Source organism: Variovorax sp. R-27 (genome assembly GCF_049913215.1).
GTDB lineage: Bacteria > Pseudomonadota > Gammaproteobacteria > Burkholderiales > Burkholderiaceae_C > Variovorax.
In genome coordinates, this window is the sequence record NZ_CP183984.1 from 731017 (window position 1) to 752265 (window position 21249).

At 68.0% G+C, this 21249-nt stretch carries 14 protein-coding genes; all 14 read left to right on the forward strand.

Features of this window, described 5'->3' with window-relative positions; translation table 11 throughout:
- The first annotated feature begins 17 nt into the window (after positions 1 to 17).
- The 14 genes from ACN9MV_RS03325 to ACN9MV_RS03390 all read left to right on the forward strand — a co-directional run bounded on the left by ACN9MV_RS03325 (position 18) and on the right by ACN9MV_RS03390 (position 21246).
- Complete coding sequence (locus tag ACN9MV_RS03325) at positions 18 to 1190, forward strand: hypothetical protein (RefSeq protein ID WP_426391295.1); 1173 nt, start codon at positions 18 to 20, stop codon at positions 1188 to 1190.
- On the forward strand, positions 1187 to 3280 hold the full coding sequence (locus ACN9MV_RS03330) for a caspase family protein (RefSeq protein WP_426391296.1): 2094 nt from the start codon (positions 1187 to 1189) through the stop codon (positions 3278 to 3280). The genes ACN9MV_RS03325 and ACN9MV_RS03330 overlap by 4 nt, the downstream gene beginning before the upstream one ends.
- Before the next feature lie 54 nt (positions 3281 to 3334).
- Entirely contained in the window at positions 3335 to 3892 is a 558-nt protein-coding gene (locus ACN9MV_RS03335; RefSeq protein WP_093058742.1) for a type VI secretion system tube protein Hcp, read from the forward strand.
- 31 nt (positions 3893 to 3923) lie between these two features.
- Entirely contained in the window at positions 3924 to 4766 is an 843-nt protein-coding gene (locus ACN9MV_RS03340) for a type VI secretion system accessory protein TagJ (protein WP_426391297.1), read from the forward strand.
- On the forward strand, positions 4759 to 5274 hold the full coding sequence (gene tssE, locus ACN9MV_RS03345; RefSeq protein WP_093058744.1) for a type VI secretion system baseplate subunit TssE: 516 nt from the start codon (positions 4759 to 4761) through the stop codon (positions 5272 to 5274). The genes ACN9MV_RS03340 and tssE overlap by 8 nt, the downstream gene beginning before the upstream one ends.
- A 7-nt stretch (positions 5275 to 5281) precedes the next feature.
- Positions 5282 to 7174, forward strand: a complete 1893-nt coding sequence (gene tssF / locus ACN9MV_RS03350; protein ID WP_426391298.1) for a type VI secretion system baseplate subunit TssF — start codon at positions 5282 to 5284, stop codon at positions 7172 to 7174.
- A complete protein-coding gene (gene tssG, locus ACN9MV_RS03355; protein WP_256216773.1) occupies positions 7171 to 8235 on the forward strand; it encodes a type VI secretion system baseplate subunit TssG in 1065 nt (354 codons plus the stop codon). The genes tssF and tssG overlap by 4 nt, the downstream gene beginning before the upstream one ends.
- Complete coding sequence (tssH, locus tag ACN9MV_RS03360) at positions 8232 to 10943, forward strand: type VI secretion system ATPase TssH (protein WP_426391299.1); 2712 nt, start codon at positions 8232 to 8234, stop codon at positions 10941 to 10943. The genes tssG and tssH overlap by 4 nt, the downstream gene beginning before the upstream one ends.
- A gap of 333 nt (positions 10944 to 11276) precedes the next feature.
- Positions 11277 to 14084, forward strand: coding sequence for a type VI secretion system Vgr family protein (locus ACN9MV_RS03365; protein ID WP_093058748.1), 2808 nt, complete (start codon positions 11277 to 11279; stop codon positions 14082 to 14084).
- A gap of 12 nt (positions 14085 to 14096) precedes the next feature.
- A complete protein-coding gene (locus ACN9MV_RS03370; protein WP_426391301.1) occupies positions 14097 to 16694 on the forward strand; it encodes a DUF2169 family type VI secretion system accessory protein in 2598 nt (865 codons plus the stop codon).
- Positions 16691 to 17743: a pentapeptide repeat-containing protein gene (locus ACN9MV_RS03375; protein WP_426391302.1), complete on the forward strand. Its 1053-nt coding sequence runs from the start codon at positions 16691 to 16693 to the stop codon at positions 17741 to 17743. Before ACN9MV_RS03370 ends, ACN9MV_RS03375 begins: the two co-directional genes overlap by 4 nt.
- 52 nt (positions 17744 to 17795) lie before the next feature.
- Positions 17796 to 18410: a DUF3540 domain-containing protein gene (locus tag ACN9MV_RS03380; RefSeq protein ID WP_093175049.1), complete on the forward strand. Its 615-nt coding sequence runs from the start codon at positions 17796 to 17798 to the stop codon at positions 18408 to 18410.
- 21 nt (positions 18411 to 18431) lie between these two features.
- Positions 18432 to 18827, forward strand: a complete 396-nt coding sequence (locus ACN9MV_RS03385; protein ID WP_426391303.1) for a DUF4150 domain-containing protein — start codon at positions 18432 to 18434, stop codon at positions 18825 to 18827.
- 73 nt (positions 18828 to 18900) lie between these two features.
- Entirely contained in the window at positions 18901 to 21246 is a 2346-nt protein-coding gene (locus ACN9MV_RS03390; protein WP_426391304.1) for a type VI secretion system Vgr family protein, read from the forward strand.
- The last annotated feature ends 3 nt before the right edge of the window (positions 21247 to 21249 follow it).

The following is a 21249-nucleotide window of genomic DNA, read 5'->3' on the forward strand; positions in this document are numbered from 1 at the left end:
ATTCAGGAACAGACGCCATGACCCACGACCTCTGGCCCCCGCTCAGCGTGATCCGCCACGCGTTGGAAACCGGCGCGACCGTGCCCGACGATGCGCCGGACAGCGCACCCGGCACGGCCACCGTGGCCATGCCGGGCACGTCCCCTCCAACGGGCGCAGCACCGGCCCCGGCGCCTGCCGCATCCGACCTGCTGCTGCCTCTTGTCGAATTGGCCCGGCGCCGCGAGGCTGTCGCCCAGCGCGCCTTTCCGGCCCGCTGGGCGCCGGGCCGCCTTGTCAGCGTGGTGCACGAAGGGCGGCTGCTCGGCGTGCTGCTCGACCGCTGCATCCAGGGCGATCTCTGGCAGGGCTGGATGGCCGCCGGCGAGGCCGACTGGGCATCTGCCTTCGACGTGCTGCTGGAGCCTGACGACGAGCCCTTCGAGCCGATGTTCGGCGTGATCCAGGCCTGGAACGTGCTCACGCTGGCACCTGCTCCGCAGCTTTGCGCGCGCGTGCTCGGCGAGGTTTCGGCCACGCGGCTCGCCGCGATCCGCGCGGTGCACGACGAGTGGGCCGCGCACGCATCGCTCGCCATTGCGCCGGAGCCCGGGCGCATCGCGTTGCGCGGCGTGGGCGGTGTGTTCTCGGTGCTGTCGGGCACGCCGCTCGGGCCGCAGGACCCGCGTGCCGATTACCAGGAGCTGTACCGCGACGTGGGCTTGCAGCTGGGGAGGGCGCTGACGCGGCCGCAGGGCGACGAGGCTTCTTCTTCTCCCGCTCCATCGCCTGCACGGCCGCAGCCCAGGCCCGAAGGCGGCTGGTGGGGCAGCATCCGCCGCTGGTTCGGCGCGGAAGGCTGGACGCGCCCGGCCTTCGCGGTGCTGGCGCTGTTCGTGGTGATCCAGAACGTCGGGCTGCTCGGCGGCCGCGGTGCTCCCGAGGAAGACGAGGTGCGCTTCCGCGACGTGCCAGCCGCACCCGCGCCGGCGCGCGCCGACCTGGTGGTGCGCTGGAAAGCCGGCGTGCGCATGGACGAGGCCGACCGGCTGCTGCAATCGATATCGGCCGACGTGGTGGGCGGGCCGGGCGATCCGGGTGGCAATGGCGTATGGCGGCTGCGGGTGCCGGAGCCAGTGGATGCGCTGGCGGTGCTCGCGGCTTCGCCGCTGGTCGAGTCAGCCGGGCCGGCTGGGGAGCAGCGGCCATGACACGCGCCGCGGCCTTCGGGCATGCCGCCCGTCTGCACCTTCACCTGCGGCCCAAGGGGAAGGGCGTCACGCAATTGCGCTTTCTCCAGGTGCTGCTCGTGCTGTGGCTGCTCGCCTGCTGCACCCTGGCCTTCGCCACCCAGCGCGCCTTGCTCGTCGGCGTCTCCGAACTCGTCAACCAGCCGCAGGCGCTGTGGCTGCAGGCGCCTCGCAACGACGTGATGCTGATGCGCGACGCGCTGCTCAGGCAGGGCTTCGCGGCGCCCGACATCGCAGTACTCGCCGACGGCGTGAGCGGCGCCGCGCTGCCAGAATCGCAAGCCATCCACGACGCGCTGGCCAGGCTGCTCGCGCAGTCGAAGAGCGGCGACTTCGTGCTGCTGTATTTCTCCGGCCACGGCACCCGCCTGCGCGACATTGCCAAGCGCTACCAGGAGCCTGATGGGCTGTCGGAGAACTTTCTCGCGCGCGACGTGCGCGGCACGCTCGGGAGCGACAACGTGCTCACGGGCGACCTGCGCGACGTCGACTTCGATGCGTGGATCCAGTCTTTCCTGGCGAAGAACGTGTTCGTCGCCTCGGTGTTCGACACCTGCTCGGCCAACTCCATGACGCGCGGCACGGCCGATGCACCCGCCACAGCCGAAGGCCCGCCCGATGACGAAGTGCGCTGGCGCGGCCTGCGCGTGACGCAATTGACCGGCGGGGCACCACCCGCGCGACCGCAGACGCCACCCGTGCCGACCGAAGCCGTGCCCCGCGCCCGCTACGTCGCCTTCTTCGCGTCCGAAAGCCACCAGATCACGCCCGAGCTGCGCTTGCCCCGCAAGGGGCGCAATGCCCGGCCGCAGGGCCTGCTGACCTGGGCCGTGGTCGAGGCGCTGTCGCGCAAGCCCGCCACCTGGCGCGACCTGTTCGACGGCGTGCTCGCGCAGTACCCGCCGGTCATCGACGAACTCGCGCAGCGCTTTCCTACGCGCGAGCTGCCGTCTCCGGTGGCCGAAGGCAACCTCGATGCGCCGCTGTTCGCCAACAGCGGCGCGCCCGCATCCACGCGCCCCGTATGGCGCGCGCAACGCAGCGGCGACAGCCTGGCCATCAAGGCCGGGTTGCTCGACGGCCTCGCGCAGCAGCAGGAGCTGCGCGTGCTCGCCACGCTCGAAGACGGCGCCGTGCGCAGCGCACCGGCCACCGTGTCGCAGATCAAGCTCGGCGGCGCGTGGCTGGCCGTGCCGGCGGCGCTGAAGGATGTGTCGGGCGCTGCGTTCTGGAGCGTCACGCCGATGAGTGAACCGGCCGCCACCGCCTTGCGCGTGCGCGCCGACAAGCCGCTGCCCGCCGGCCTCAGCCTCGACTACCCGGCTGCGATCCGCCCCACCGACGATGCGGCCACCGCCGACGTGCGCTGGACCGACCTCGGCCCCTCGGGCCAGCGCCTCGAACTGCTCTCGCCGCTGTTCGGCGCCACTGTCTCCACCGTGGTGCTGCCCGACACCGCCGCGCTGCGCCGCCGCCTGCAGGCACTGGCACAGCTCAAGTGGCTCGCGCAGCTGCAGGCCCACGGGAAGGACGGCCAGCTCGACGGCTTCGACGCCGCGCTCGAAGTGTGGAGCGCCGACCGCATGCTGCGCAGCACGCCCATCGTTCAAGTTCAGGCCCAAGCGGCGAACGCGCTGCCCTCGCTGCGCGCCGGCGAGCGCCTGCGCCTGAACGTGCGCAACACCAGCGGCCGTTCGCTCGACCTCGTCATCGCCGGCATCGACGCGCGCGGCAACCTGCAGTCGGTCTACCCCGACGAGCTCGTCGGCGAAACCAACCGCTTCAAGCGCGGCACGCCCGATCAGCCCTCGGTCAAGCGCTTCGACCTGCCGTGGCTCGATGCCGCCGGCGACGCGCGCCTGCTGGTCATGGCAGTGCCCGCCACGCCCTACAGCGCGCCGCGCCTGTTCGGCGTGGCCTATGCGCAGACCGATGTGTCCGAAGTGCGCGTGCGCGGTGGCCAGCCGCCGGCGGAGAGCGGCGAGCGGCAGGTGTTCGCGGCCCTGCTGCGCAGGAGCAGCGGCGCAGCGGACGGCGGAGCCCGGCCATGACAGCGCGGTCCGAGATCACGGTTTCCTTTTCCTGTTTCGATTTCCGGAGGTGATATGGCATTTCTAGACGACGGCTCCTGGAGCCCTGAAGACGCCCAGCGGTTCTACGAACTGATCGGCACCGGCTCAGCCGAAACCGACCTGGTCATGCTGATCGAGAACAAGGGTGCGCCAGTCGAAGGCGAGCTCGACCGCCCCTTCGACGACGGCAAGGCGCGCATGAACATCGGCGGCTACTACTGGTCGGTGCAGGTGCCCGAGTCTTCCAGCCAGAACCAGGTCGTGCCCAACAACCTGATCGTTGCGCGTCGCAGCGATGCGGCCACCGCCACCATCGCCAGCCTGCTGCGCGCGCAGGAAAAAGACCTGAAGGTCGTCATCAGCGCCTTCAAGTCGGGCGGCGACGAGCGCTCGCCCGATGCGCAGTCGACCTTCGAGCTGGTGCTGGAGAACGCGCGCATCTGCCGGCTGGTGCTCAACTCCGGCGGCCACTGGGGCGTGCCCTCGGAGCTGATCTCCATCAGCTACCGCACGGTGAAGGTCAAGTCGGCACCGCAGAAGACCACCGGCTTGCGCGGCGCGGTGCGCGAATGCCAGTTCACCCGCGCCTGAGCCTCATCACCCCACCCAGGAGCCGCACACCATGACGACCGCCGCCGAATTCCTCAAGGCCGCCGATCCGGCCGCCGCCCTCAAGGCCCTGAGCGACGACGTGCGCGCCAAGCCTTCCGACAGCAAGCACCGCGTGTTCATGGCGCAGCTGCTGTGCGTGCTCGGGCAGTGGGAGCGCGCGCTCAACCAGCTGACCGTTGCGGCCGAGCTCGACGCGCTGGCCGTGCCCATGAAACAGGTCTACGGCGAGGCCGTGCGCTGCGAGGGCCTGCGCGCCGAAGTGTTCGCCGGCACGCGCACGCCCATGATCTTCGGCCAGCCCGACCAATGGCTGGCGCTGCTCATCGAGTCGCTGCTGCGCCAGGGCCGCGGCGAGAGCGAACTGGCCGAGGACCTGCGCCAGCGCGCCTTCGACGGCGCGCCCGCCATCAGCGGCACCATCGACGGCGCACCCTTCGAATGGCTGGCCGATGCCGACATGCGACTGGGCCCGGTGCTCGAAGCCTTCGTCAACGGCAAGTACTACTGGATTCCGTACGCGCGGCTCGCGCACATCAAGATCGATCCGCCCGAAGACTTGCGCGACTGCGTGTGGATGCCCGCGCACCTGCAGTTCGAGAACGGCGGTGAAACCCTTGCGCTGATTCCCACGCGCTACGAGGGCACAGAGAAGGTGGAAGACGGCGAGCTGCGTCTCGCGCGCAAGACCGAGTGGCGCGAGCTGCGCCCCGAAGTCTGGGCCGGCTACGGCCAGCGCGTGCTCGGCAGCGACGCGGGCGAGTACGCGCTGATGGACGTGCGCGAGATCCTGTTCACGCAGGCCAGCGAAAGCGTTGCAGAGGCCGGAGAGGCCGAGGGCAGCGTCGATGGCTGAGCTCACCGCGCAGGAGCGGCTGCAGCCCTCGCTGCTCGATCGCCTCGTCGACAACGCACCCGACGAAAAGCGCGAGGGCGACGAGAAGCGCACGCTGACCAAGCAGGCGCTGCGCCAGGCCGTGCTGCGCGACCTCGGCTGGCTGTTCAACGCCACCGGCTACGGCCTCTCGATGGACGACAAGCAATACCCGAATGCGGCGCGCTCGGTCATCAACTACGGATTGCCTATGCTGTCTGGCCAGTTCACCTCGTCGGTGCAGCGTGTCAGCATGGAACAGGCTTTGAAGAACGCAATCCTGCAGTTCGAGCCGCGCATTTTGTCCCGCACACTCGAAGTGGAACTCGTCATGGAAGGCCCGGCACTGGACTCCCACAACAGCATCGGCCTGCAGATACGCGGCATGCTGTGGGCACAGCCCGTGCCGCTGGAGTTCCTGATGCGAAGCCGCGTTGACCTGGAAGAAGGACGCATCGAGATAGTGGACATGGCGCAAAACCCAAGGTGAGTCCCGCATGGACCCTCGGCTGCTGAGCCTGTACGAACAGGAGCTGCGCTACTTCCGCGAAAGCGCTTCCGAGTTCGCGCGGGCATTTCCAAAGATTGCGCATCGACTTGGCATCGAGGGCCAGGAAGTGGCCGACCCGTATGTGGAGCGGCTCATCGAGGCCACGGCGTTTCTTTCGGCGCGGGTGGGCCTGAAGCTCGATGCCGAGTACCCGCGCTTCACGGGCCACCTGCTCGACATCGTCTATCCGCACTTTCTTTCGCCCACGCCGGCGATGGTGGTCGTGTCTTTCGTGCCCGACCCCGACGACGCGAACCTTGCGACCGGCCCCACGTTGCCGCGCGGCAGCGGACTGCGCGCACGGCAAGCGGTGGGGCAGAACACGCATTGCGAATTCCGCACGGCCAGTGCGCTGCGCATCTGGCCCATCGAAGTGCAGCGCGCGCAGTACTTCACCTACGCGCCCGACCTGCCGCTGAACACGCACCCGCAGTCGCGTTCCATCCGCGGCGGCCTGCGCATTGCGCTGCATGCCACGGCCGGCCTGAACTTCAGCCAGATCGCACTCGACGATCTGGTGTTGCACTTCGGCGGTGCCGAAGACGTGGCCTGGCAACTGCACGAATGCGCGCTGGGCCAGCCCATCGGCGTGCTGGTGCGGCCGCTCGCGCCCGGTGGTGCGCTGCAAGGCGTGGCGCAGAGCCTGCCGGCCAGCGCCATCGGCGCGGTGGGTTTCGAGGAGGACGAAGCGCTGCTGCCCACCACCGCCACCGGCTTCTCGGGCTTCAGGCTGTTGCAGGAGTACTTCGCGTTTCCGCAGCGCTTCCAGTTCGTGCGCATCGGCGGGCTCCAGGCGCTGCTCGCGGCCATGCCGGTGACCGACGTCGAAATCGTGCTGCTGTTCTCGCGCGGCGACGCAGCACTCGAAAAGCTGGTGAGCGCCGACAACGTGCAGCTGCACTGTGTGCCCGCCGTCAACCTGTTCAGCAAGCGGCTCGACCGCGTGCCCATGACCGAGGGCGTGAGCCAGTTCCACCTGGTGCCCGATCGCACGCGCCCGCAGGACTTCGAGGTGCACACCATCACCGAAGTCATCGGCCACGGCGCGCCCGGTGCCGATGCGGTCGCGGCCGAGCAGCCTTTCAGGCCTTTCTATTCGGCCTTTCACGGCAGCCGCAACAGCCACCCGGCCTACTTCACGACCACGCGCGAGCCGCGCATGCTGTCGGTGCGACAGCGCACCGAGGGCAACCGCAGCAGCCACATCGGCTCCGAGGTCTACATGCAGATCGTCGATCCGCAGCAGGCGCCGTATGCGGCCACGCTGCGGCAGCTGGCGGTGACGGCGCTGTGCACCAACCGCGACCTGCCGCTCTTGATGCCGCTGGGCCGCGAGAACGACTTCGACTGCGTCGATTCATTTCCCGTGCAGCGCGTGCGCATGGTGCGCGGGCCGTCGCGACCGGTGTCGCCGGTGGTGAGCCAGGGGCTGGGGTGGCGCGTGGTCGATCACCTTGCGCTGAACTACCTGTCGCTGTCCGACAGCACGCCGGAGCAGGGCGCGGCCGCGCTGCGCGAAACGCTGATGCTCTATGCCGTGCATGCCGACGAGATGCGCCAGGGCCAGGTGCGCGGCCTGCTGTCGGTGAAGTGCAAGCCGGTTGCGCGCCGCCTGCCGCTGAAGGGCCCGATCGCTTTCGGGCGTGGGCTCGAAGTGACGCTCGAAGTCGACAAGGACGCCTTTCATGGCCACAGCGCCTTCTTGTTCGGGGCCGTGCTGGCGCGCTTCCTGTCGCGCCATGTGGAGGTGAACCATTTCGTCGAGACCGTGCTGCGCATCGCGGGCAAGGGCGAGACCATGCGCTGGAGGCCGCTGTGCGGGACGCGACAGATTCTGTGAGCACCCGCGTCGACAACGCGCTGCGCGGGTGGTCCGCGGAGCCGTGGTCGTTCGACTACTTTGCCGTCATGCGCCGGCTGGAGTCCGTCGCGAAGACCACGCCGCGCTGGGGCCGCGCGCTGCTGCCGAGCGCCGAGCCGGTGCGCGTGGGGCAGGAGCCATCGCTGTCGTTCGCGCCCGCGAGCTTCAGCCGCTTCGAGCCCGCCACAGCCTATTCGCCGCCGCGCCTGCGCCAGCACTTCTTCAGCTACATCGGCCCCAATGGTCCGCTGCCGGTGCACCTGAGCGACTTCATTCGCGAGCGCAGCCTGAACCATGGCGACCCGACGTGGCTGGCCTTTCTCGACAGCTTTTCGCACCGCTTCTCGCTGCACTTCTATCGCGCGTGGGCGCAGTCGCGTCCGGCCGTGGCGCTCGACCGGCCGGGCGAAGACCGCTTCCGCCTGCAGGTCGGTGCGCTGGTCGGCATCGGCACGCCGGGCCGCGTGGACCGCGACGAGATCCATGACGACGCGCGCCTGCATTTTTCGGGCTGGCTCGCGCGCCGCGTGCACAACGTGGAAAGCGTGGAGTCGGTGCTGTGCAGCTACTTCGGCGTGCCCGTGAAGCTGGAGCGCTGGGTCGGCCACTGGATGAGCCTGCCGGTGGCAGAGCTCACGCGGCTGGGGCAGGGCGAGAGCTCGCGCTCCATGGGCATGGGCGCCATGCTCGGCACCCGCGCCTGGGACCGCCAGCACCGCGTGCGCCTGCACCTGGGCCCGCTCACGCTGGAGCAGTACCGGATGTTCCTTCCCATCGGAAATGCGCGCCCCGTGCTGCAGCGCTGGATGCAGCAGCTGCTCGGCGATGAGCTCGAGTGGGACGCCGAGCTGGTGCTCGAGAAGGCGCAGGTTCCGCTCACGCGCCTTGGCGACGCGAAGGGCAATGCACCGCGCCTGGGCTGGGTGTCGTGGCTCGGGCAGCGCAAGCGCTCGCGCGATGCAGCGGACGTGCGCATCGGCAACCAGTCTTTCAACAAACCCATCTTCATTCGTTCAGAAGAGATACGGAGTCCCTCATGAGTGAAATCAGCCGCACCGCCCTTTTCGGCAAACTCAACTCGCTGGCCTACAAGGCCATCGAAGGCGCCACCGTGTTCTGCAAGATGCGGGGCAATCCGTACGTGGAGCTGGAGCACTGGTTCGCCCAGCTGCTGCAGGCGCAGGACTCCGACCTGCACCGCGTGATCCAGCACTACGGGCTCGACGTGTCGGTCATTGCGAAAGACATGACCACCGCGCTCGACCGCCTGCCGCGCGGCGCCACCGCCATCAGCGACTTTTCTCCGCACATCGAGAACGCCATCGAGCGCGCCTGGACCTATGCCACCCTGCAGTTCGGCGAGGCGCAGGTGCGCACCGGCTACATCCTGGTGGGCATGCTGAAGACGCAGAGCCTGCGCAACCCGCTGTTCGGCTTGTCGAAGCAGTTCGAGAAGGTCAAGGTCGAAGACCTGGCCGACAACTTCGCGAAGATCTGCGATGCCTCGCCCGAAGCACAGATGCGCGCGCAGGACGGCACCGGCATGGGCAGCGGCGCACCCGGCGAAGACTCGGGCGCGATGGCTCCAGCCGCCATGGGCAAGGGCGATGCGCTGAAGAAGTTCGCGGTCGATCTCACCGAGAAGGCCAAGAAGGGCGAGATGGACCCGGTCACGGGCCGCGACGAAGAGATCCGCCAGATCGTCGACATCCTCATGCGCCGCCGCCAGAACAATCCGCTGCTCACCGGCGAGGCCGGCGTCGGCAAGACGGCCGTGGTCGAAGGCTTTGCGCAGCGCCTCGCACGCGGCGACGTGCCGCCGCAGCTGAAAGACGTGAAGCTGCTCACGCTGGACATCGGCCTGCTGCAGGCCGGCGCGAGCATGAAGGGCGAATTCGAGCAGCGCCTGCGCCAGGTGATCGACGAGGTGCAGAGCTCGCCCACGCCCATCATCCTGTTCATCGACGAGATCCACACACTGGTGGGTGCGGGCGGTGCGGCAGGCACGGGCGACGCGGCCAACCTGCTGAAGCCGGCTTTGGCGCGCGGCAACCTGCGCACCATCGGCGCCACCACCTGGGCCGAGTACAAGAAGTACATCGAGAAAGACCCGGCGCTCACCCGCCGCTTCCAGGTGGTGCAGGTGCCGGAGCCCGACGAGACCAAGGCGATCCTGATGCTGCGTGGCGTGGCCAGCGTGCTGGAGAAGCACCACCGCGTGCAGCTGCTCGACGAGGCCATCGAGGCGGCCGTGAAGCTGTCGCACCGCTACATTCCCGCGCGGCAGCTGCCCGACAAGGCCGTGAGCCTGCTCGACACGGCCTGCGCGCGCGTGGCCGTGTCGCAGCACGCAACGCCGCCCGAGGTGGAAGACTGCATGCGCCGCATCGAAGGGCTCACGGTCGAGCAGGAAATCATCGGCCGCGAAGAAGCCATCGGCATCGACGTGACCAAGCGCGCAGCACAGGTCACCGCGCTGCTGGCCGAATCGAAGGTGCAGCTCGATGCGCTGAATGCGCGCTGGCAGGAAGAAAAAGGGCTGGTCGACCGACTGCTCGAACTTCGCAGCAAGCTGCGTGCAGGCAACAAGCCGGTGGATACGCCTGCGGCTGCAGCTGCCACCGATGCGGCACCAGCCGCCGCCGAGCCCGCGCACGACCGAGCCGCGCTGCTCGCCGAGCTGCACGAGCTGCAGGCCAAGATCCACGCGGTGCAGGGCGAGTCGCCGCTCATCCTGCCTTCGGTCGACGAACAGGCCGTGGCCTCGGTGGTCGCCGACTGGACCGGCATTCCCGTCGGCCGCATGGTGAAGAACGAAGTGGAGGCGGTGCTCAAGCTCGCCGACACGCTCAACCAGCGCGTCATCGGCCAGAAGCACGGTCTGGAAATGATCGCGCGCCGCATCCAGACATCGCGCGCGCGGCTCGACAACCCGCAGAAGCCGATCGGCGTGTTCATGCTCTGCGGCACCTCCGGCGTGGGCAAGACCGAGACCGCGCTGGCGCTGGCCGAGGCACTGTACGGCGGCGAGCAGAACATCATCACCATCAACATGAGCGAGTTCCAGGAGGCGCACACCGTCTCCACGCTCAAGGGCGCGCCTCCGGGCTACGTGGGCTATGGCGAGGGCGGCATCCTGACCGAGGCGGTGCGCCGCCGCCCTTACAGCGTGGTGCTGCTCGACGAAGTCGAGAAGGCCCACCCCGACGTGCACGAGATCTTCTTCCAGGTGTTCGACAAGGGCTGGATGGAAGACGGCGAGGGCCGCATGATCGATTTCAAGAACACGATCATCCTGCTGACCACCAACGCCGGCAGCGAGCTGGTGATGAGCATGTGCCGCGACCCCGAGTTGCTGCCCGACTCCAACGCGCTTGCCGATGCGCTGAAGGCGCCGCTGATGAAGGTGTTCCCGCCCGCGCTGCTGGGCCGCATCGTCACCATTCCCTATTACCCGCTGTCGCCCGAGATGATGAAGAAGATCGTGCGGCTGCAGCTGGGGCGCATCAAGAAGCGCGTCGAGACCAACCACGGCGTGCCCTTCGAGTACAGCGAAGCGGTGGTCGAGCAGGTGGTCGCGCGGTGCCAGGACCCGGAGTCGGGTGGGCGCGTGATCGACGCGATCCTTACCAACACCGTGCTGCCTACGATTTCTGTCGAGTATCTGCAGCGTCTGGCCTCTGGTGGGGAGATCCGCCGTGTTGCGCTGGACGTGAAGGATGCGGACTTCACTTACGCGTTCGACTGAGATGTCGTCTTGCTCTTTTATTCGCTGCGCTGGTTCGGGGTGCGATCACGCCGACGGGGTGCCTTGCTCCGCGAATGTCCCCCGGCCTGCGGCCTCCTCCTTTATTTCGCTGCGCAAGGCACCCCATCGGCGTGATCGTTGTTCGCATCGGTGGTTGATCGGCCAGCACCACAGCCGCGTCCATGTGCGAATGGCATCGGGTGCTCCCCGCAGCGAAATAAAGGAGGAGCCGAAGGCGGGGGACATTCGCGGAGGGGAGTACCCGGTGTCATTCGCACGCACCCCGAATGTCTTCCTGACTGACTGACACGCCACCACCATCAAGAGAAAAAAATGGCCGACCACGAGTTCCGCATAGAAAGCGATTCACCCGCGAAGGACGACCTGATGTTCTGGCGCATCGTCGGCCACGAGGCGCTTGCGCGTCCGTCGGCCTACGAGCTTACGGTGATCTCGCAGAACAAGGCCATCGAGGCCAAGGACATCCTCGGGCATGCCTTCGACGTGGTCATCGAGTTCCAGGATGCCGACGGCGGCACGCACGAGCGCCACTGCCAGGGCCATGCCGTGCGCTTCGTGCGCGCCGGCCACATGGGACGGCACTACGAATATCGCATCACCCTGCGCTCGTGGTTCTGGCTGCTCACCAAGCGCGCCAACTCCCGCATCCTGCAAGAAAAGAAAGTTCTCGAAGTGCTCGACGCCGTGTTCGAGGACAGCCCCATCAAGCGCTTCAAGAAAACCAAGGCCGACAACGTCGTCGGCACCCACAACCCGCGCCGCTACTGCGTGCAGCACCAGGAAAGCGACTACCAGTTTCTCTCGCGCCTGCTCGAGGACGAAGGCATCTACTACTGGTTCGACGCGCACGACGCCCCCGGAACCATGCACCTTTCGGACGCCAGCGACATGGCGCACGACAAGCTGCCCGCTGCCGACACCCTGCGCCACATGGCCACCAACGCCGCCGAGCCGCGCTTCAACGAAATCTCGCGCTGGGTCAGCGGGCGCCAGTTCGACACCGGCAAGCATGCATCTCGCGACAGCGACTTCAAGGCCATCAAGAAAAAGCTGGGCGCAGACATCGACGCCTCGGACGACCACGAGCTGGCCAACCTGGAGCTGTTCGAGTTTCCGGGCGGCTACTTCACCGGCGACGAAGCCGAGACCCGCGCCAAGCTGCGCGGCGACGAACTCAACGCGCGCCGCGACCGCCACTGGGCCGTGACGCCGTGGCCCGACGTCACCGCCGGGCGCGGCTTCAAGTACGAGGGCGACCCCGACGGCACGCGCAACGGCGACTACGTCATTGCTGCCTGCACCTTCGTCGCCAGCCACCGAGGCTACGAGGGCGTGAGCGCCAGCGCCGCGGCGCGGCCCGTGCACAACGCGCTGGCCGACGTGCTGCGCGACGACGCGGTGAACGCCGACACGCTGCCTGTGCTCGAAGAGCTCATCGCCGCCACGCCCGCGCTGGCCGCCGCGCAGACCGGCAACAGCATCTTCCTGCTCACCGTGATGCCGGCCGATCGCCTGTTCCGCGCGCCGCGCCTCACGCCGCGCGTGACCATGCCCGGCCCGCAGACCGCCATCGTCGTCGGCCCCAAGGGCGATGAGCTGCACGTGGACGACCACGGCCGCGTGAAGGTGCACTTTCACTGGGACCGCTACGACGAGAGCAACGAGAAGTCGACCTGCTGGGTGCGCGTGTCGCAGCCCTGGGGCGGCAAGGGCTGGGGCGGCTACTTCATTCCGCGCATCGGGCAGGAGGTGATCGTCGACTTTCTCAACGGCGACCCCGACCGGCCGATCATCGTCGGGCGCGTCTACAACGACGAGCAGCCCATTCCGTACAAGTCGCCCACGCAGAGCGGCTTCAAGACCCGCTCCACGCCCGGCGGCGGCCCTGCGAACTACAACGAGATCATGTTCGAGGACAAGAAGGGCGAGGAGAACATCAACATCCACGCCGAGCTCGACATGAGCCGCAGCGTGGAGCGCGACGACTCCACCACCATCGACCGCGACCAGACCGTCACCGTCAAGCGCGACCAGACCAGCCTGGTAGACCGCGACCGCAAGAGCACCGTCACGCGCAACGACACCAACATGGTGGTGGTCGACCAGAAGAACACGGTCAAGGGCAAGCAGAACAACCAGGTGGTTGGCACTCGCACCACCTTCGTCGACAGCGACGACAAGACCATGGTCACGGGCACCAGCCTGAGCGACGTGACAGGCGCGCGCACCGACACCTCGCGCGCCGGCGAAACCCGCAACGTCACCGGCAACCAGACCATCACCGTCAGCGGCAACGTCACCTACAAGGCCGCGAAGATGAGCTTCGAGGCCGCCCACATCGACTGGCTGGTGACGGGCTCCAACTCCAAGTACATCACCGTGCCCAGCGGCCCGCTGGGGCTGATGGCCGACAAGATCAAGCTGATAAGCAACACCAAGATCGAGATGATGGCGGTGGGCGACATCAACGCCACCTCCATCGGCTCGAACACCACGGTGCTGGGCTCCAACTCGAGCGGCTATATCGGCACCAACAGCGAAGCCAACATGGGCGTGACCCGCTCGACCTTCATCGGCATGAGCATCGAGAATGCGCTGGCGTTGGCCATGGCCAACGTGCTGGGCGTGAACATCGAGAACACGGCGGGCGTGAAGCTGACCAACTGCGCGGCGCCCGACATCGCGGCGGTGGCGATGGATGTCAAGCAATCGGCGCTGCACACCTTCACGCCGGGCGCCGGTGGCGCGGGCGCCGGGGCGGCCGCGGTGGCCGGCGGCCTGGCCGCCGTGGCAGGCGCCGCCTCGGCCTATGTCGACATCGGCGCCACGCTCAAGCAGTACGCCGATGCGGCCGAGGCCCTGGGCAAGGCCGCCGACGACGCGCATGCCGAAGGCCTGCACAGCCTGGAAGACCGGCTTCGGTCGCTGGCGGGCAAGGCCAGCAACCGGCGCTTCGACGCCATCCTCGGCCTGGTGCCGATCATGGGGCTGGGGTTGCCGATCGCGGAGGTCTTTACCAGTGACCCCAGCGGCACCGCCGATCTCGGCAAGGTCAACAACGCCGTCGAGCCCGACGGCTCGGCCCGGCCGCCCGCAGAGCGCGAGCCCGAAGACGACTAGCCGGGGCGCCGAATGCAAGTCCTCAAACCCCAGGCGCTCGGCCTCTCGACGCGGCCCATCGAGTTCCGCAAGCGCTTCGGACTCAGCGTCAGCGCGTACCTGCACCTGCCGTTCGCGCAGGGCGAGCGCGGCACGCTGTGGGCCGAGCAGTCGATGTGGTCTTTTCTTGCGAAGGAAATGGCGCAGCCGCTGATCGACGAAGGCGTCGCCAAGCTCACGCCCGAGTTCCTGGTGCACGGCAAGGCCTTCGCGCCGGCCGACCGACCCGATGCCTGCGCGGTGCGCGCGCGCTTCGGCGCGTGCGAGAAGACGCTGCTCGTCTTTGGCGAGCGGCACTGGGAGGGCACGCGCGTCACCGCGCCGCAGCCCTTCGAGTCGCTGCCGCTCGACTGGGCTGCCGCATACGGCGGCGCCGACTTCGCGCAGAACCCGCAAGGACGGGGTCGGCAGGCACGCGACGGCGTCCTGTGGCTGCCGAACACCGAGTTGCCGCAAGACCGCCTGCTGAGGCCCGACCAGGCCATTGCGCCGGCCGGCTTCGGCGCGCTCGACCTGATGCATCCGCAGCGCGCGCAGTACCGCGGCACCTACGACGCCGACTACCTGAAGCTGCATGCGCCGGGCTTTGCGCCCGACACCGACTGGCGCTACTTCAACCTCGCGCCTCCCGACCAGTGGATGGCCGCGCCTCTCGTCGGCGACGAGCCCTTCGCCTTCGACAACATGCACCCGCAAAAGCCGCGCATCGAAGGCCGCCTGCCGGGCCTGCGCGCGCGCGTGTTCGTCGGCTACAGGATTGCCGGCAGCAGCGAGCCCAAGGTGCGCGAGGTGCCGCTGCGGCTGACCACCGTGTGGTTCTTCCCGCATGCGGAGCGCTGCATCGCGATCTTCCAGGGGCTGGCCGAGGTCGGTACCGACGACGGCTCCGACGTGGCCAGCCTGATGGGCGCGGTAGAGCGCACCGGCGAGCCGCGCAGCGACGCGCATTACCTTGAGGCCGCCGCGAAGCGCGCAGACCCGAAGATGGGCCCCGTCTACGCCATCATCGACAGCGACCTGCTGCCCGAAGGCATCAGCACGCTCGACCCCGACGTCGAAGCCGCCAAGGCACCGTTCGGCATGGACGGCCTGCAGGGCGAGGCGCAGTACCGCCGAGCGGAGATGGATGTCGAGTTCGCGCGCGACAAGGCCGTGGAAATGGGCAAGGACCCCGACGCGCTCGGCATCAGGATGCCGCCGCGCGAGAAGGTGCCGGTGGGCGATGAGCTGCCACCGTACCTCGAGAAGAAGATGAAGGAGGCCAACGCGCAGGGCTGGGCTGCCGTCGAAGACGCCGTGACCGTGCTCGAGAAGGCACTGGAAGCGGCGGAGCAGCACCGCATCGACCTCGCCAAGGTGCAGCACCGCGGGCCGCCGCTCTACAACGCCGAGAAGCATCTGGCCGAGATGCAGGCGCAGGCGGCGGGCAGCACCCGCAAGGTCGACCTGACGCCGATGTTCCCCAGGCTCTGCGAACTCGAGGAAGTGCAGCGCAAGGGCTACCTGCAGTCCGCGCATGTGCAGCCGCCGGCCTTTGCGATGCCGGCCGATGCGGCAGCGGTATTGCGTGCGGAGATGACGCGCGCCATCGCGGCCGGCATCAAGCTGTTTTCGCGCGCCGACTTCACGGGCGCCGACTTTTCTGGCCTCGACCTGCGCGAGGTGAACTTCGAAGGCGCATGGCTGGAGAGCACCAACTTCAGCAATGCCAATCTCTCGGGCGCCACTTTCGCGGGGGCGGTGCTCGCGCATGCGAACCTAGAAGGCGCCATTGCCATCGGTGCCAGCTTTCGCGAGGCCAACCTTGGCAAGGCGCGGCTCGCGCGCGCCGTGTTCGACGGCTGCGATTTCTCGCAGGCCATGCTCATGCACTGCGCCTTCGGCGACACGCAGATGCGGCGCGCCAACTTCACGAAGGCCCAGCTGCTCGACACCACCTGGGGCGAGGCGGACTGGACGGGTGCAATGCTCGCGGGCCAGGTTTTCCACAAGCTCGACCTCAAGGGCATGCGCTGGCCCGAGGCCGACCTGTCGGCCTGCAACTTCATCGAGTGCGACCTCACGGGCGTGGACATGCACGACGCCACGCTCGCAGCCGCCACCTTCGTCACCTGCAAGCTAGACGCCGCCCGGCTCATGGGCGCGAAGTGCGCCGGCGCCGTGGCCGTGAAGGGCACCAGCCTCGCCGATGCCGAGATGGGCCTGGCCGACCTGCGCAACTTCAACTTCGGCGCTTCGGACCTGCGCGGTGCGAAGCTGGTGCGTTCCGTGCTCGACGGCGCCAACCTCTGCGATGCGCGGCTCGACGGGGCCGACCTGCGGCTGGCCAGCGCCAAGGGCGTACTGATGCGCAAGGCCATCTGCACCGGAGCGCTGCTGTCGGGCGTGAACTTCAGCGACGCGGTGTTCCAGTCGGCCGACCTGCGCGGTGCCGACCTGCGGCGCAGCAACCTCTTCGGTGCCGACCTCAGCCGCGTGCGGCTCGACGGATCGACCAGCTTCGACGGCGCGTTGCTCCAGCGTGCGCGCACGTGGCCCAGGCTCACTCCTGAACAGCAGGCTGCAGCATGACACCGCAACTGCTCGCCATTGCCGTTGGCGTCGGAGAGACGCTGGAAGGCCTCGACCTGCGCAAGGGCCAGTTCGCGAAACTGCCGCTGGGCGGCGGCGTGTTCTCCAAGGTCAACTTCGCCGAAGCAGACCTGCGCGCAGCAGACCTGCGCGAGACCGTGTTCGACCAGTGCGACCTGCGTGGCGCTCTCGTCTCGGGCGCTAACCTTCGCAAGGTTGTGTTCAATCGCTGCCTGCTCGACCACGTCGATCTGCGCGAGGCCAACCTGCACGGTGCGGTGTTCACCGAATGCGACCTGACGCACGCGCAGCTGGCCGGCACCGTGCTCACCATGGCCACCGTCGCGAAGTGCCGGCTCGACCATGCGGTGCTGCGCGGCGCGCAGCTCGACTCGGCGGTGTTCAGCCAGTCGGTGCTGCTGGACGTGTGCGCCGACGACACCAGCTGGCACTACACCGCGGTGAACGAGTGCGACCTGTCGCACCTCACGTGGACCGGGGCGCGCATGCTGCGCAACGTGTTCTTCAAGACCTCGCTGAAAGGCATGTCGTTCGCGGGGCTGGAGTTGGAGGGTTGCCAGTTCTCGTCCACCGACCTGGGTGGCGCGGACTTCAGTGGCATCGTGCTGCGGCAGTGCAACTTCCAGGGCGCGCGGCTCGATGGAGCGAAGTTCGCTAAGGCGGTGGCGCCCTCGTCGATCTTCTGCGAGGCGGGCGGCACGGGGTGCGACTTCTCCGGCGCGAAGCTGAGGCAGGCGCTGTTCACCGGGGCCGTGCTGCCGCAGGCCAACTTCTCGGGCTGCGACCTGTACCAGACGCACTTCGCGGGCGCGAAGCTGCGCGGCGCCAACTTCACGGGCGCCGAACTCACCTATGCCGATTTCCGCCATGCCGACCTGGGCACCGCCGACCTGCGCCACGCCACGCTGATGCGCACCGTGCTGCATGGCGCCAATACGGAAGACGCGCAGATGACCGACCGCGCACGCGCCATCGAGAGCGACCCGGAGCTGGAGAAATCCGAGCGCTGGCAGCCGCTGGTCGCATGACGCCACATCGCAGCCACACCACATCGAAGCCAAGCAACGGAGGGAACACACCATGAAGACAAGCAGCCTGAAACCAGCGCCCGCCCAGGCCATCACCGGCCAGTGGTGCGTCGGCGTGCTCGGCCTCGACGAGGTCGGGGCGCTCGTCGTCGACAGTGGCGGCCTGCGGCTTCGCACGCGGCGCGCGGCGAGCTGCCTGCTCGAGCCCGCAGCCGGCGACAGCGTTGCCTGCCTGCGCATCGCGCCCGACGAGGTCTGGGTCATGGCCGTGCTGCAGCGGGAGGAAGGCACTGCCAACGTCGTCAGCTGCGAAGGCAACAACATGCGCATTGCCGTGGAGGGCGGCCGGCTCGAACTCGCGGCCGAAGAGCTCGACGTGGCCACCCAGCGCACGCGCCTGGCCACCGACACCGCAGACGTCGTCGGCCGCCAGCTCACCGTGGTGGGCACCGGCATCAAGCTGGTCGGCTCGGTGCTGTCTTCGGTAATGGACCGCGTGCAGCATTTCAGCAAGCACTACCTGCGTACCACCGACGGCATCGACCGCGTGGCGGCCACGCATCTGGAGTGCGAGGCGAAGCAACTGCTGCGGCTCGAAGGCGAGCACACGCTGGTGAACGGCCGCGAGCTCATCAAGGCGCGCGGCGCGCAGATCCACTTCGGCTGAAGCGAAAAGGGAGAACAGGAAATGTTCGCCAACTGCCAGCTGATGGGCACCGACATGGGCTTTCCCGATGTCTGCATCACGCCCGCTGCGCCGTCGCCCATTCCGGTGCCATATCCGAACATCGCGATGGGGCCGATGGCGATTCCGAACTGCCCCACGATCCTCATCATGGGCGGGCCGGCGCACAACCTCGACACCACCATTCCCATGACCAACGGCGACAACCCGGGCGTGATGCTGGGCGTGGCCTCGGGCACGGTGATGGGGCCGAGCCGCCATCTCACCGGCGCCTTCACGGTGCTGTGGATGGGCATGCCCGCGTCGCGGCTTACCAGCACGTCGCTGCAGAACAGCACCAATTGCCCCGGTGTGCGCACGGTGCCGAGCCAGCCGCTGGTGCTGTTGCTGGCGCCGTAGGCGGAGGTGGCTGCGCGGCCGCACGGCGGTGCGGCTCGCGAGGGAGGGGAACGCAAAAAAAGGGACGGGAAGCATGGCCGATCACAAGTTCAGCATCCAGGGCGATTCGCCCGTAGTCGACAAGCTCATGTTCTGGCGCATCGTGGGCCACGAGGTGCTGGCGCGCCCGTCGGCCTACGAACTCACTGTGCTGACCGACAACGAAAGCATCGATGCCGCGGACATACTGGGCCGCTCCTTCGACGTCGTGATCGAATTCGCCGATGCCGACGGCGACACCCACAAGCGGCATTGCCAGGGGCATGCCGTGCGCTTCACGCGCGTGGCGCAGAGCGGGCGCTTCCTCGAATACCGCATCAGCCTGCGCTCGTGGTTCTGGCTGCTGAGCAAGCGCGTCAACGCACGCATCCTGCAGAACAAGCCGGTGCTGGGCGTGATCGATGCCGTGCTCGACGACAGCCCAATCGGCAGCCTCAAGAAGCTCAAGGCGAGCGGCGTGGTCGGCCCCCATGAGCCCCACGTGTACTGCGTGCAATACCGGGAGAGCGACTACCAGTTTCTTTCGCGCCTTCTGGAAGAAGAGGGCATCTACTACTGGTTCGACGCGCACGACGCGCCCGGCACCCTGTACCTGTCGGACAGCAGCACGCTGGCACACGAGAAACTGCCCGTTGCCGACACGCTGAACCATGCAGAGCGCGGTGCGTCGGAAGGGCGCTTCAACGAGATCACGCGCTGGATCAGCTCGCGCCAATTCGAATCGGGCAAGTTCGCGTCGCGCGACCGGGACTTCAAGGTCATCAGCAAGCAGCTGCGCGCCGACAAGGGCGATCCCGACACGCACGAGCTGTCGGACCTGGAAGTGTTCGAGTTCCCGGGCGGCTATCAGTCGGGGGACGACACCGACAACCTCGCGCAGCTGCGGCTCGACGAGCTGATCGGCCGGCGGCAGCGCCATTGGGCATTGACCAGCTGGCCCGACGTGACGGCCGGGCGCAGCTTCGCGTTCAAGGGCGATCCCGACGGCAAGCGCGACGGTGACTACCTGATCGCGGCCTGCACATTCGTCGCGAGCCATCCCGGCTACGAGGGCGCGAACTTTCCCGAGAGCCGGCGTTCGATCGACGTCGTGCTGCACGACGCGCTGGCCGACGACCCCGTCAACACCGGGCTGGGCGAACTGGTGGGCGACCTGATCGCGGAGACGCCGGCGCTGAGCACCGGCCAGCGCGCGAGCAGCAGTTTTTTGCTCACGGTGATTCCGCTGAACACGCCCTGGCGCCCGCCGCGCCTGACGCCGCGCGTCACCATGCCCGGCCCGCAGAGCGCCATCGTCACGGGCCGCAGCGGTGAGCAGATCTGGACCGAGGAGCACGGCCGCGTGAAGGTGCAGTTCCACTGGGACCGCTACGGCAAGAACGACGAGAACAGCTCATGCTGGGTGCGCGTGTCGCACCCCTGGGCCGGCAAGAGCTGGGGCGCGATCAGCATCCCGCGTATCGGCCAGGAAGTGATCGTCGATTTTCTGGATGGCGACCCCGACCAGCCCATCATCGTCGGCCGCTTCTACAACGGCGAATCGATGGCGCCCTTCGGCCTGCCGGCCGGCGCCGTGGTGAGCGGCATCAAGTCGAACACGCACAAGGGCAAGGGCTACAACGAGCTGTCGATGGACGACACCGCCGGCAAGGAGAAGGTGACCATCCACGGCCAGTACGACATGAACACCACGGTCGAGAACAACCAGACGACCACCGTGCACAACAGCCGCACCGACACCATCGACGTGGACGACTCGGAGAGCGTGGGCAACAACCAGAAGCAGCACGTGGGCGTCGACCAGACCGTGTCGATAGGCTCCAACCGCAGCGAGACGGTGGGCGGCACCGAGACCATCGTCATCACCGGCCATCGTACGGAGACCGTGAACGGCGGCGAGACCGTGACCGTCAACGGCGGGCGCAGTCATACCGTGAATGGCATGCAGACCACCACCATTTCTGTGGCCGAGGCGCACACCGTGGGCGCGGGCCGCATGCACAGCGTTGGCGCGGGCGAGGCCATCAACGTGGGCGGCGTGCAGACCGTGAGCGTTGGCGGCGCGCAGATGGTCAGTGTGGGCGGCGTGCAAAAGGTGAGCGTGGGCGCGCTGCAGTCGATCTCCGTGGGCGGTCCGCACAAGCTGTCGGCCGCGGTGATCTCGGAGACATCGAAGGGGCCGATCAAGATCAAGGCGGGCGCGATCTGCATGGTCGAGGCGCCCACCATCATGCTCAAGGCGGGCGGCAGCAAGATCGTCATGAACGCCAGCGGCATCACCATCAAGGGCGCCAAGATCACCATCAAGGCCGACGGCAGCGCGTCGTTCAAGGCCGGTGGCTCGATCAAGATCAAGGGCTCCAACCTGGGGGAGGACTGAGCC